Annotated in this window: 12 protein-coding genes and 1 tRNA gene; 7 read left to right on the top strand and 6 right to left on the bottom strand. The window is 69.3% G+C overall.

Features of this window, described 5'->3' with window-relative positions; genetic code table 11:
- The first annotated feature begins 106 nt into the window (after nucleotides 1-106).
- Nucleotides 107-583 (top strand): Dps family protein, encoded by a 477-nt coding sequence (locus tag ACFSXZ_RS14950; protein WP_378265530.1) that lies wholly within the window; start codon nucleotides 107-109, stop codon nucleotides 581-583.
- Between the two features lie 178 nt (nucleotides 584-761).
- Here ACFSXZ_RS14950 and ACFSXZ_RS14945 read toward each other — a convergent pair whose 3' ends face one another.
- Nucleotides 762-2,597 (bottom strand): prolyl oligopeptidase family serine peptidase, encoded by a 1,836-nt coding sequence (locus ACFSXZ_RS14945; RefSeq protein WP_378265528.1) that lies wholly within the window; start codon nucleotides 2,595-2,597, stop codon nucleotides 762-764.
- A 38-nt stretch (nucleotides 2,598-2,635) separates the two neighbouring features.
- On the opposite strand from ACFSXZ_RS14945, the gene ACFSXZ_RS14940 reads away from it, so the two are divergent.
- Complete coding sequence (locus ACFSXZ_RS14940; protein ID WP_378265526.1) at nucleotides 2,636-3,385, top strand: methyltransferase domain-containing protein; 750 nt, start codon at nucleotides 2,636-2,638, stop codon at nucleotides 3,383-3,385.
- Between the two features lie 320 nt (nucleotides 3,386-3,705).
- Here the strand turns inward: ACFSXZ_RS14940 and ACFSXZ_RS14935 are convergent.
- The 3 genes from ACFSXZ_RS14935 to ACFSXZ_RS14925 form a co-directional block, all read right to left on the bottom strand.
- Nucleotides 3,706-3,779, bottom strand: a tRNA-Pro gene (locus ACFSXZ_RS14935).
- 29 nt (nucleotides 3,780-3,808) lie between these two features.
- Nucleotides 3,809-4,747 (bottom strand): metallophosphoesterase, encoded by a 939-nt coding sequence (locus ACFSXZ_RS14930; RefSeq protein ID WP_378266463.1) that lies wholly within the window; start codon nucleotides 4,745-4,747, stop codon nucleotides 3,809-3,811.
- Between the two features lie 79 nt (nucleotides 4,748-4,826).
- Nucleotides 4,827-6,992 (bottom strand): transglycosylase domain-containing protein, encoded by a 2,166-nt coding sequence (locus ACFSXZ_RS14925; RefSeq protein WP_378265524.1) that lies wholly within the window; start codon nucleotides 6,990-6,992, stop codon nucleotides 4,827-4,829.
- A gap of 191 nt (nucleotides 6,993-7,183) precedes the next feature.
- On the opposite strand from ACFSXZ_RS14925, the gene ACFSXZ_RS14920 reads away from it, so the two are divergent.
- On the top strand, nucleotides 7,184-7,474 hold the full coding sequence (locus ACFSXZ_RS14920) for a WhiB family transcriptional regulator (RefSeq protein WP_378265522.1): 291 nt from the start codon (nucleotides 7,184-7,186) through the stop codon (nucleotides 7,472-7,474).
- Here the strand turns inward: ACFSXZ_RS14920 and ACFSXZ_RS14915 are convergent.
- Nucleotides 7,456-8,628, bottom strand: a complete 1,173-nt coding sequence (locus ACFSXZ_RS14915; protein ID WP_378265520.1) for an ArsA family ATPase — start codon at nucleotides 8,626-8,628, stop codon at nucleotides 7,456-7,458. The genes ACFSXZ_RS14920 and ACFSXZ_RS14915 overlap by 19 nt on opposite strands.
- A gap of 2 nt (nucleotides 8,629-8,630) precedes the next feature.
- Entirely contained in the window at nucleotides 8,631-9,635 is a 1,005-nt protein-coding gene (locus ACFSXZ_RS14910) for an ArsA-related P-loop ATPase (RefSeq protein ID WP_378265518.1), read from the bottom strand.
- A gap of 142 nt (nucleotides 9,636-9,777) precedes the next feature.
- Here ACFSXZ_RS14910 and ACFSXZ_RS14905 point away from each other — a divergent pair, with 142 nt between their 5' ends.
- Genes ACFSXZ_RS14905 through ACFSXZ_RS14890 form a run of 4 tightly spaced genes read left to right on the top strand, consistent with a single transcriptional unit; the run spans nucleotide 9,778 to nucleotide 12,125 of the window.
- Entirely contained in the window at nucleotides 9,778-9,939 is a 162-nt protein-coding gene (locus ACFSXZ_RS14905) for a hypothetical protein (RefSeq protein WP_324164400.1), read from the top strand.
- Nucleotides 9,936-10,391: a RidA family protein gene (locus ACFSXZ_RS14900; RefSeq protein WP_378265516.1), complete on the top strand. Its 456-nt coding sequence runs from the start codon at nucleotides 9,936-9,938 to the stop codon at nucleotides 10,389-10,391. The genes ACFSXZ_RS14905 and ACFSXZ_RS14900 overlap by 4 nt, the downstream gene beginning before the upstream one ends.
- Nucleotides 10,391-11,008 carry a hypothetical protein gene (locus ACFSXZ_RS14895; protein ID WP_378266462.1) on the top strand — a complete coding sequence of 206 codons (618 nt, stop codon included), beginning with the start codon at nucleotides 10,391-10,393 and terminating at the stop codon, nucleotides 11,006-11,008. The genes ACFSXZ_RS14900 and ACFSXZ_RS14895 overlap by 1 nt, the downstream gene beginning before the upstream one ends.
- A 40-nt stretch (nucleotides 11,009-11,048) precedes the next feature.
- Nucleotides 11,049-12,125, top strand: coding sequence for a hypothetical protein (locus ACFSXZ_RS14890; RefSeq protein WP_378265514.1), 1,077 nt, complete (start codon nucleotides 11,049-11,051; stop codon nucleotides 12,123-12,125).
- Nucleotides 12,126-12,165: the final 40 nt, after the last annotated feature.

Genomic DNA, 12,165 nt, shown 5'->3' with positions numbered 1-12,165 from the left:
TCGGCTGTCCCGCTCGCCGGGGGCGCGAGCGCGCGACGGGCGGCGTCGGCGTGAGTCATCACGACCTGCACAACGGCCCCCGTCGAAGAACCACAAGGAGGTCCCAATGGGTAATGCGCCCATCAAGAGCCCGCTCACCGCGAGTGACAAGGCGATCACCGGCAACGTCCTGCAGGCGACGCTCGTCGACCTGGTGGACCTGTCACTGATCGCCAAGCAGGCGCACTGGAACGTCGTTGGTTCCCACTTCCGCAGCGTCCACCTGCAACTCGACGAACTGGTGAGTACCGCGCGCAACTACGTCGACGAGGTGGCCGAGCGTGCCAACGCGATCGGGGTCTCGCCGAACGGCAAGGCGAAGACGGTGGTCGAGAGTTCCGGGCTGCCGGAGTACCCGGACAACTGGCAGAGCGACGAGTCGACCATCGCGGCGATCGTCGACATCCTCGCCACCCTGATCCAGCGCCTCCGCAAGCGGATCGACGAAACCGACAAGAGCGACCTGGTCACCCAGGACCTGCTGATCGAGATCACGCAGGAACTGGAGAAGGCGCACTGGATGTGGCAGGCGCAGCAAGCCTGATCGCGTGCCTGAACTGGAGGAAGGGCTGTTTACCGGCCGGAGGCGGCAGCGGTCGTCGGCCACAGCACAAGCTGTCCGCCGGAGGCCGCTGCACGCGGCCGGACACGCTTTTCGTCCGGCTGCCGATTAGGCACGGACGATCCGTAGTAAACAGCCCTTCCTCGCTTAACGGCAAGACTTAACGGCGCGACTCCACGGCGCGGAGGGCGAAGTGGACCTCCGCGGCGGTCTGCCTGACCGTCTCCTCGATCACCAGGGAGCCGTGCCCGGCGTCGTAGCGGTAGAACTCGTACCGGCCGTCCCGCGCGGCGAGCCGTTCGAGGTAGTTCTCGATCTGCCGGATCGGGCATCGGGGGTCGTTGTCCCCGGCCAGGACCAGCATCGGAGCCTTCACCGCGGCCACGTAGGTGATCGGCGAGCACTCCTGATACACCGCGAGCTTGTCCTCCGGTGAGCCCCCGAACAGGGCCCTGTCGAAGGCCCTGAGCTGCTCCATTTCGTCTTCGTAGGCGGCGACGTAGTCGGCGACCGGCACGCTCGCGATGCCCGCCGCCCAGCGTTCGGGCTGGGTGCCGAGCGCCAGGAGGGTTAGGTAGCCGCCCCAGGACGCCCCGTTCACCACGCAGCGGTCCGGGTCGGCCCGGTCGTTTTCGACCAGCCAGTCGTACACCGCGGCCACATCCGCCAGCTCGGTCAGCCCCGGCCTGCCCTCGATGGCGTCACGCCAGGCCGACCCGTAGCCGGTCGAACCCCGGTAGTTGACCTCCACCACAGCGAAGCCGGCGTCCAGCCACACCGCGCGGTAGGCCGAGAAGCGGTCTTCGTCCGCCGCGTGCGGTCCGCCGTGAAGGGTGAACACGGTCGGCAGCGGTCCCTCCGGCGCGTCGTGCGGACGCGCGACGAGCGCGTGGATCCGGCCGCCGGTGCCTTCCACGAAGACGTCGATGACCGGCTCCGAACCCGGAGCGGGCTCGCCCGGCGGGGAGAGCAGGACCCGGTCGGTGCCCTCGGCCGTGCGGGCACGGATCACCGACGGCTCGGCCGCGCTGGACCAGGAGTACTCGATGGTGCCGTCGTCGCGCACTCCCGCGCCACCGATCCTGCCCGGCGGAGTGCCCAGCGCGGACAGTTCGCCGGTCGCCAGGTCGTAGCGGTGCAGCGAACTCCGTCCCTGGTGGAAGTGCACGACGAGCAACGCGTCCGCTTTCGGGTACCAGCCCGCGGAAACCTCGCCAGGAAGGTCCAGGCGCGGTTCGATCTCGACGTCCCGCTCGGCGTCCCAGATGAGCAACTCTTCGCGCCCGCGTCGTTCGTGCAGCAGGAGCAGGCGCGGATCACCGGCGACCGGCGAGAACTCGAGGACGGTCAGCCCCTTGCCTTCCCCGTCCCACTTGTCGGCGATCGTGGCGAAGCCGTCGGTGGCCAGCACGCGCACCGCGGGGTGACGTGAGTCGCCGTGCTCGGAGTGCGAGATCGCCAGCAGCCGCTCGTCACGGGAGAGCGCGGCCACCCCGGCGTCGTCCTTGCCGGCGTAGAACCGTGACGTCTTGCCGTCGCCGTGCACGAACAGTTCGCTGCCGTCGTCCGTGGACACCCCGACCGCGACCAGCCGGTGGCCGATTTCGAGACCGGCGGGGTAGCCGTCGTGGACATCGGGGATGGCGCGCTCGGCCTTCCCACCGCCCGCGAAGGGCTCGCGCACCCACGAGCCGAACTCGTCGCCGTCGGTGTCGTCGAACCACCAGATCCATTCGCCGTCGGGCGAGGTGGTCGCGCTCAGCGTGCCGTTGGGCCGGTCGGTGACCCGCCGGTGCTCCCCGGTCGCCCGGTTCCACGCGTAGACCTCCCAGACGCCGCTGGCGTTGGAGACGTAGATGTTGGCGTCCGGGGCGTCGAGGGCCCAGTCCGGCGTCGACATACGCGGAGCGTGGAACCGGGCGCGCCAGCGGGCTTCGGCCGCGGCGTCGTCGAAGAGCCGGTCCGGGATCACGGCGGGCGGATGCTGGGTAGTCACCCCTCGATCCTGCCAGGCGTAACCCGTACGGTGAATGCGTGCTGGAGGGATACGCCCCGGGCTACGCCGAGGACGTGCTGTCGATGATGTCCGCGCGTACGGCCTCCGACCGCGCCGGGTTCGTGGTGCGGCTGCTGCGGCCGGGCATGCTGGTGGCCGATGTCGGCTGCGGACCGGGCACCATCACCCGAGGTCTGGTCCCGGTGGTGGGCGAGGCGGGCCGGGTCGTCGGCATCGATCCGGAACCAGGTCAGTTCCCTCGGGAGTCCACTGTGGACTTCGTGGCCGGCTCGGTGTACGCGTTGCCGGTTCCGGACGAAACGTTCGACGTGGTGTTCGCGCACGGCTTGTTCGAGCACCTGATCCGCCCGCGTGACGCGCTTGCCGAACTACGCCGGGTGCTCAGACCCGGGGGCACGCTCGCACTGTCCACTTCGGACTGGAGCCGGGCGCGCCTGCGGCCGAGAACGGCCAATGTGGATGCGGCCCTGCGGGGCCACTACCTGCTTCGCCGCCGTGCGGGCGGAGATCCCTTCGCCGGCAAACGCATCGCCGACGACGTGACAAGCGTTGGTTTCGGGAATGTCCAGGTGCATTCCCGCTTCCGTCCCGACATGACCTACCGCTCCCTGGCGAAGTACATCGAGTCGCGTCTCGACGAGGCCCTCAAGACCTCCACCACCGACCGTGACCAACTGGCCAGCGCCGCCCGCTCCGCCTGGTCCTGGTCCAACGCCGGCGACGGCGAATTCACCCAATGCTGGGTAGAACTCCGAGCCACCCGCTAACCCGAACGGCTGCGAGCCCCCACGCCAGTCCTTCGAAACTCGCGCCCGTGATCCCCCTCGGATCGGAACTCGCCACCATCTCACGAAACTCGCGTCCCCATCCGACGCCCCGCATCCAACCCAGGGCCCGGACCCCCTCATACCCCAACCCACACCCCACCTCACGGACCTCGCGGCACCCACCCGATGCGAAGCGAGCGCCGCGGGGGGTCCAGGGGGCTTGCCCCCTGGCGGGGGTCTGGGGGCTCGGCCCCCAGTGTCACAACGCGAAAGACCCCTGTTCGCGCACTCCGCGAACAGGGGTCTCCCAGTCTTACGCGTCGGGGTGGCGGGATTTGAACCCACGACCTCCTCGACCCGAACGAGGCACGCTACCAAGCTGCGCCACACCCCGAAGTACCGCTTAACGGGCCGGAACAGAGTCTAGCGGACGTCGCTGCGCGCTTGCCTCCGGGTTTCCTTTCCGGCTCCGGCGACCGGGGTTTCGCGTGGCACCAGGGTGAGCAGGCTCGCCTCGGGCGGGCAGGCGAACCGCGCCGGGGCGTAGGGAGAAGTGCCCAGGCCTGCGGAGACGTGCAACCACATCCGCGCGCCCCATCGCGAGACGCCACGGGCGCGAGAGCGATCGAGCTCACAGTTGGTGACGATCGCGCCGAAGCCGGGGACGCGGAGCTGGCCGCCATGGGTGTGCCCGGCGAGCACGAGGTCGTAGCCGTCGGAGGCGAACGGGTCGAGGACCCGCGGCTCGGGCGAATGGGTAACGCCGAGCCGGAGCACGGCGTCGGGGTCGGCTTGCCCGGCGATCTCGCGGTAGCGGTCGCGACGCAGGTGGGGGTCGTCCAGTCCGGCGGCGAAGACGGTCTGGCCGGCGACCTCCACGGTCCTCCGCACGTGGGTGAGATCCGTCCACCCGTGCTCCACGAACGCGGCACGGAGGTCGCGCCAGGGCAGGTGCCGTCCGTGCACGCGCTTCTTCTTGCCGCGCGGCATCAGGTACCGCGCCGGATTCTTCGGCTTGGGCGCGTAGTAGTCGTTGCTGCCGAAGACGAACACACCGGGCAGATGGAGGAGCGGCCCGAGCGCCCGCAGCACCGCGGGCACCGCCTGCGGATGGGCCAGGTTGTCGCCGGTGTTGACGACCAGATCGGGCTGGAGTTCGTGCAGCCTGCCGACCCAGCGTTGCTTGGACTTCTGGCCCGGGAGCATGTGCAGATCGGACACGTGCAGCACCCGGATCGGCCGGGCGCCCGCCGCGAGCACGGGCAGTTCGGCGGTCCGCAGCGTCCAGTGCCGTCTCTCGATCCCGACGGCGTAGCCGACGGTGGCGGCGCCGACCGCGGCGGTGGCCGCCGCGAACTTCAGCGCCGTGGTCACGGCCGTACTGGTGGTCTCTTCAGTCTTGCTCACTGTCTGTCCCCACGCGGTCGAGGATACGTGGCGGTCAACGTTCGTAGGCCGGGTCCGACGGCGGCAGCGGTACCACCGGCTGGTTGGCCAACAGCGGAGCCATCGCCCCGAACCAGGTTCGCGCCGGTGTCTTGCCACCGAACATGTTGCCATCGCCCGTGCCCGGGACCGCGGTGACGTTGCCGGGGCCCCCGTCGATCAGGCCGCCGATCGGGTAGTCGGGGCGGAACACCATCGCCGCGCCCGCCATCTGGGGCACCGCGGCGACGAAGGCACCGGAACCGCTGACGTCGGTGGTCCCGGTCTTGCCCATGGTGGGGCGGTTCCAGCCCGGGGGAACGGCTCCGTGCGCCGTGCCCCCGGCCTCGATGTCCTTGCTCATCCCGACGGCCAGGCTGTTCGCCAAGCCCGCGGGGACGGCCTGCTCGCACGGTGCTTCGTGGATCGGCGAGACCGGCTTGCCGTCCCGGTCGGTGATCTGCTTGAGGGGCGTGGGCGGGCACCACACGCCGCCGCTGACGATCGTGGCCGCGACGTTGGCGAGTTCGAGACCGCTGGTCGGGCTCACCCCGAGGGTGAAGGCACCGAGGCCGTTCCTCGATATGCCGCCGGGGCCGTAGAACTTCTGCTGCGGCATGTTGTATTCCGGCCTGGGATTCTTCGGATCGACATTGCCGCCGTTGGCCGAGTTGGAGGCCATGGTGTTCCGCATCCCGAGCCGTCGGCTCATGTCCAGGATCGGGCCCAGTCCCGCCTGCTCTTCCAAGATCACGAAACCGGTGTTGGGAGAGGTGGCCAAGGCCTGCTGGAGGCTCATTTGCGGTCCGTAGTTGCCTTCACCGTAGTTCTGCAGGCAATAGGCCCAGGTGCCTTGCGCGACCGCGGGGCATCCCGGTTTGAATCCACCGATGAAGACCTTGGACACATAGCTTTGTGGTGTCTGGATGGTGCTGTAGATGCCGACCTTGTGCTGTTCCAGCGCGGACGCGGTGGTGAAGATCTTGTAGCTGGATCCCGCACCGGTCACATTGGACACATCGGACGGCAGCGCGTAGGTGGTCTGGCCCTTGGTCGAGTCGGTGCCGTAGTCGCGGTTGGCCGCCAGCGCGACCACTTCGTGCCGGTCCTTCCCCGGCCGTACCAGGGAAAGCGTGTTCGCCACGTTCTTCTGGTTCTTCTTCACCTGCGTTTCGGCCGAGACCTTGGCCAGGTGGTTGGCGTTCTGGTCCATTGTGGTCCGGATCGTGTAGCCGCCGGTGTAGAGGTCTTCCTTGGTCATTCCGTTGGTGAGCAGGTAGTCCTGCACGTACTGGCAGAAGAAGCCGTTCTCCGGGCCCGCACCCGTGCAGTTCGACGGGGGCTTGCTCGGCCCGTCCGGGACCACGCCCAGCGGCTCGGCCTTGAGCCGTTCCGCGTCCTTCGCGGCGAGTTTCTGGTTCTCCACCATGCGGTCGAGCACCAGGTTCCGCCGCTCGGTGGCGCGCTGCGGGTGGTTCCACGGGTCGTAGTAGGGCGGGTTGTTGACCATCCCGGCGAGCAGCGCCGCCTGCGTGACGGTCAGCTTTTCCGGCGTGGTGTTGAAGTAGGACTGCGCGGCCGCGCCGATGCCGTAGATCTTGCGTGAGAACTCGACGACGTTGAGGTAGCTGGTCAGGACCTGGTCCTTGTCCATCTTGGTCTCGAGCTGGATCGCGATCCGCGCTTCCTTGATCTTGCGGGCGAGCGACTGCTCCTGCGCCTTCCGCTGGCCGACTTCGTCGTTGCGGTAGATGACGTTGATCAGATAGTTCTTGACGTACTGCTGGTCCAGCGTGGACGCACCCTGGGTCTCGCCGCCGGCGCCGTTGCTCAGCGCGGCGCGCAGGGTGCCCTGCCAGTCGACGCCGTGGTGATCGAGGAAGCGCTTGTCCTCCACCGAGATCAGGGCCCAGCGCATGGCGTCGTTGATCTGGTTGGTCGCGGTCGGGATGCGGTACTGGTCATACAGCGTGGCGATCGGGCTGCCCGCCGAATCGGTGATCGTGGTCACCAGCGGGGGCGGTACGTTCGCCAGCTCGACGGACATCGAGTCGACGGTCTCGCTCGCGGTGTTCGATGCCATCCCCGCCGCCCCGGCGACCGGAAAGAGCACTCCGGCTACCAGGATCCCGGCGAGCAGGCACAGGCCGATCAACTTGAAGAAAGCATCCGTCTTCCGCACCCGGTCAGGGTAACCGGATCACATATCCGGCCCACGACGTGCGGGGTATTTACCACGTCGACGGTCACGGCGCGACGTTTTCCGGTAACAAAATGTCCGCGAGATCTTGGCGAGGGGAACCGATTGGCCCTAAGGTCCGTCAACGTCTCACGTACGAGGGGCACGTGAGCCGATGTGAGGGAGCTGGGGGCATGGACTCCAATCAACAACAGAGCTGGCGGGGCGCGGCACTGTGCCGTGACGCCGATCCGGACGAGCTGTTCGTGCGGGGAGCCGAGCAGAACCGGGCCAAAGTCGTCTGCATGGGTTGCCCGGTGCGGACCGAGTGCCTGGCCGAAGCGCTGGACAACCGGATCGACTTCGGCATCTGGGGTGGAATGACCGAGCGCGAGCGTCGTGCGCTGCTGCGCCGCCGTCCCGACGTGACATCCTGGGCCGAACTGCTCGAATCCGCCAAACGGGACTACGCGGAGATTTCCTGACCGGGTGGTCGCGGGCGCGGGGGGCCGGTCACGCCGGAGAGATCCGTGGATAACCGTTCGCCGATCTCCCGGAGACCGGCGAGGTCGTGCACGTCGCCGGGAAGTGCCGGCACACCGACGACCGGCACTTCCGGATGCGCTCTGGTGAACCGGGCCAGCAGCCGTCGTTCCCGGTCGGCCAGCGCCACCCGGTCCGCGTGCAGGCGCAGCACCGCGGTGGCCAGCGGCGCGGTGGACTCGACCTTTTCGGCGGCCGACAACGCGGCCGTGGCGGACAGGTCCGCCAGGACCGGATGCGTCCGGTTCACCACCAGGCCGGACAGCGGCATGGCCTCCCCCGACAGCCGGTCCACGAAGAAACCGGCTTCGCGCAGCGCGTCGGGTTCCGGGGTGGCCACGACCAGGAACGCGGTGCCGTCGGAACTGAGCAGTTCCGCGGTCTTCCGGGCCCGTTCGCGGAACCCGCCGAACATGCTGTCGAAGGCCTGCATGAACGCGGAGGCGTCGGTCAGCAACTGGCCGCCGATGATGGTGGACACGGCCTTCGCGAAGATCGAGAACCCGGCGGTGACCACCTTGCGCAGTCCGCGGCCGCCGGCCTTCGCCGGGCCGGTGAGCAACCGGATCATGCGGCCGTCGAGCGCGCTCGACAACCGGCTCGGCGCGTCCAGGAAGTCCAGCGCGGACCGGCTCGGCGGGGTGTCGACGACGATCAGGTCCCACTCGTCGGTGGCCGCGAGCTGCCCCAGTTTCTCCATCGCCATGTACTCCTGCGTGCCGGAGAACGACGTGGAGATGGTCTGGTAGAAGGGATTCGCGAGCAGCTGCTCGGCCCGTTCGGGCCCGGCGTGCGTGCGCACCATGTCGTCGAAGGTGCGCCGCATGTCCAGCATCATCGCCCACAGCTCACCCTTGGGCTCGAAGCCGGCCACCTGCACCTGCCGCGGATGGTTGCCCAGTTCCCGCAGGCCGAGCGCCTGGGCGAGGCGGCGCGCCGGATCGATGGTGAGTACCACGGTCTGTCTGCCGCGTTCGGCCGCGCGGAGGGCGAGCGCGGCCGCGGTGGTGGTCTTGCCCACGCCACCGGACCCGCAGCAGACCACCACCCGGGTCTTCGGATCGTCGATGAGCGCGTCGATGTCGATGGCGGGCATTTTCAGCGCACCCCTTGGTCGATCAGGGCCTCGGCGAGGTCGTACAGCGCGGCGACGTCCACCCCGTCGGTGAGGTCGGGCAGTTCCAGGGTCGGGAGGTCGGCTTCGGCGAGCTGTTCCCGGGCGCGTTGTTCGGCGGCGACGCCGATGGCATGCTCGACCGTCTCTTCCACGAGGGCTTCCAGGGTCGCTTCCGGCAGCTCGATCCCGGCCGAGGAAAGCCCGGCCCGTACCCGGGAGGCGTCGACACGGCCGTCCGCGGCGGGACTGACCGAACGGGCGGGCAGCCGCGGCGGCCGCACCCGGTTGACCAGCACGGCACCGGGCCGCAGGTCCGCGCCGTCGAGTTCGGCGACCGCTTCCACGGTCTCGCGGACGGGCATCTCCTCGAGCAGGGTGACCAGGTGCACCGCGGTCTCGCCGGAGTGCAGTAGCCGCACGACCCCCTCGGCCTGTGCCCGGATCGGGCCGGTCTTGGCCAGGTCGGTCAGGGCCTTGGTGACGTCGAGGAACTTGACCACCCGGCCGGTCGGCGGGGAGTCGACGACCACCGCGTCGTAGGTGTGCCGCCCGTCGGACTCGGTGCGCCCGACGCATTCCTTGATCTTTCCGGTGAGAAGCACGTCCCGCAGTCCGGGCGCCAGCGTGGTGGCGAACTCGATCGCACCCATCCGGCGCAGGGTCCGGCCGGCGAAGCCGAGGTTGTAGAACATCTCGAAGTACTCGAGCAGGGCGGCTTCGACGTCGATGTGCAGGGCGCGCAGTTCTCCCCCGCCCGGCGCGGAGGCGACCCGCAGCTCGGCGTAGGGCAGAGGTTCGGTGTCGAAGAGCTGCGCGAAGCCCTGACGGCCCTCGACCTCGATGAGCAGCACGCGCCGCCCGCCGTTTGCCAGCGCGAGCCCTAACGCGGCGGCGAGCGTGGTCTTGCCGGTCCCGCCCTTGCCCGTCACGAAATGCAGACGGGCGCGGGCGAGTTCGTCGGTCCAGCCGACCAGCGGTGTGGTCACTACCGAAGCGTAACCAGCGCCGGAGCCGCGCGCGGGGTGTGGGGACGCAGGCCACGGCGGGAATCCGCGGATGCGCGGACGGTCATCGGCGCCCACCGCCACCCTCAACGGACGCGCTTCGCGCGGCAGATACATTGTCAGCATGAGCGCCACCAAGTGGGAGTACGCGACCGTTCCCCTGCTGATTCACGCGACGAAGCAGATCCTGGACCAGTGGGGTGAGGACGGCTGGGAGTTGGTCACCGTGTTACCCAATCCCAGTGGTGAACAGCACGTCGCGTACCTCAAGCGGGTGAAGGGGTGAGCTGGGCCGGACGCCTGTCCGAGCTCGGGATCACCTTGCCGCCGGTCGCGGCGCCAGTGGCCGCCTACGTGCCGGCGGTGCGTACCGGGTCGCTGGTCTACACCTCGGGGCAGTTGCCCTTCGTCGGAGGCGAGCTGCCGGCGACCGGCAAGGTCGGCGCCGAGGTGAGCCCGGAAGAGGCGAAGCGGCACGCCCGTACCTGTGTGCTCAACGCGCTCGCGGCGGTCGATGCCGCCGTCGGCGTCGACTCGATCGTGCGGGTGGTGAAGCTGGTCGGGTTCGTGGCCTCCGCGGAGGGGTTCACCGGCCAGCCCGCGGTGATCAACGGCGCTTCCGAGCTGCTGGGCGAGATTTTCGGGGACGCGGGCGCGCACGCGCGGTCCGCGGTCGGCGTGGCCGAACTTCCCCTGGGGGCGCCGGTCGAGGTCGAACTGATCGTGGAGGTGCGATGATGGATCCGGACATCGAAGCGGCATGTCATGAACTGCTGCTGCGCCTGGCCGGCCGCATGCCGGACCAGTTGCTCTGGCGGTACCGGGACTGGCTCGGTGAGGGGGCGATGCCGACGCTCGCCAGGACCCTCCCGCGCACTTTGCTAAAGCACAATATTGATCTGGACCAACCGGAGTATCGCCTGCTGGTCGCCGGACTGGTCCCGCACGGCGCCGACTGGCACCAAGTCAGTTCCACTCTCGGGGTAGACGAGGTGGAAGAGAACCGGTACACATTCACCGGGAGCGCACCCGATCAGGTGAACTCTGTGGACCCGGTGTCCGCGTTGGTGCACGCGACGTTGCGTGGCCGGCCGGACGTGGGCGAAGTACGAGAAAGCTGGCGTCGCGGTAATGGGGAGCCGAAGCGGGTGCTGTTGATCACCGCGGTGGCCGGGCTGCCGAGGTTGACCGGCGAGTTGCAGCGGGTACTGCGGGTGCTGGGCGACGAGGAGCCCAGCGTCGAGGTGATGCCGCCGCGGTTCGACCTTCCGGCCTACCACCGGGCCGCACTGGCGAGTTCGGAACTGGTCTGCACCGGTGCGGTCGACGCGGGACACCGGCTCGCCGCTGCGTAACGGTTCGCCAATGCACCAGCCGCTGGAGGGAGAAGGGCACATGGCCGAGGTCCATGACGGGACCGCGACCGACGGGTTCGCGGTGCCGTTGAGGTTGCACAACCTGCTGCTGGCGTTGGCCGGCAGGCTGGACGACAGTGCGCTGTCCGAAGGGCGGGAGCTCATCGCGCGGGCGCGGCTCGACGAGGCAGCCGAACTGGCCACCGGCGCGCTGATCGCGGGACGGCTTCCGGTTCGCGAATCCGAGCAGCACGAGTTCGGGCTCGTCCTCGAACTGAGCCGCTCGGACGCGACGCTCGCCGACCACCTGACGGTCAACGACGCGGAAGCGGACAACGGCGTGCTGCACCGGTTCAGCGGCGAAAACCACCCCGAAGAGGGCATCGCCGACGCGCTGGACCGCACCCTGCAGGTGCTGCCTGATCTCCGCTCGGTGCACGCCGTGTGGCGCAACACTCCGGCGGGGAGCGTGCCGGGCCCGCTGCCGCAGCGGGTCGTGCTGGTCGAGATCGGGCCGGACGGGAACCCGCCCGCGGCCGCCTACCGGATCGACGCGGCGTTGCGCCGCGCCGGGATCCGTGCGGTCGTCGAGGTGACCGGACCGGGTGCGGAGCGCGCTCGTTACCACGACCAGGCGCTGGACTCGGCCACCGCGGTGTGGCTGGCCGGCACTCCGGTGACTTCTTCGGCACCGAGACCGCCCGAGTCCGCGGACGATCAGTCCGGACGGCACGTGGCCAAGGCCTCGGAGGAGCCGCCGCGGTCGAGCGGTCCCGGACACATGTTCGGCCCTCGTAGCGAGGAGCCGGAGCACGACCGTGCCGAACGGACCATGGACCTCACCTCGGCCGAGGTGGCGCAGTTGCGCGCGGCCCTCGCGGAGGACCCGGAGCGGGGCAAGGCGATCGCCGCGGCGACCATCGGCCCCGGCGAGGTCATCGAGATCCCGGAACTCGACCTCGACGACCCGCAACTGTCCGAGCGTGACCGTCAGCTCCTGCGCGAGTTGCACGCCGAACTCGCCGAGCGGGAGCGCGCCGAGGCGGAGAAGGTCCGGATGAACGGTTCTTCCCGCGGTGACGACGAAGCACCCTGGGCGGACGGCTTCTCGGGCTGATACCTAAGTTGGCAGGGTGCCTGAACTGAGCTTCGACCTC

It is taken from the genome of Amycolatopsis pigmentata, from assembly GCF_042684065.1.
Lineage (GTDB): Bacteria > Actinomycetota > Actinomycetes > Mycobacteriales > Pseudonocardiaceae > Amycolatopsis_E > Amycolatopsis_E pigmentata.
Note: the sequence above shows the minus strand (reverse complement) of the source record. Positions and strands in the feature narration are given on the sequence as shown.

Coding starts and splice junctions, on each gene's coding strand:
- ACFSXZ_RS14950 (WP_378265530.1), top strand. CDS start 107: ATGGGTAATGCGCCCATCAAGAGCCCGCTCACCGCGAGTGACAAGGCG.
- ACFSXZ_RS14920 (WP_378265522.1), top strand. CDS start 7,184: ATGGACTCCAATCAACAACAGAGCTGGCGGGGCGCGGCACTGTGCCGT.
- ACFSXZ_RS14915 (WP_378265520.1), bottom strand. CDS start 8,628: ATGCCCGCCATCGACATCGACGCGCTCATCGACGATCCGAAGACCCGG.
- ACFSXZ_RS14905 (WP_324164400.1), top strand. CDS start 9,778: ATGAGCGCCACCAAGTGGGAGTACGCGACCGTTCCCCTGCTGATTCAC.
- ACFSXZ_RS14895 (WP_378266462.1), top strand. CDS start 10,391: ATGGATCCGGACATCGAAGCGGCATGTCATGAACTGCTGCTGCGCCTG.
- ACFSXZ_RS14890 (WP_378265514.1), top strand. CDS start 11,049: ATGGCCGAGGTCCATGACGGGACCGCGACCGACGGGTTCGCGGTGCCG.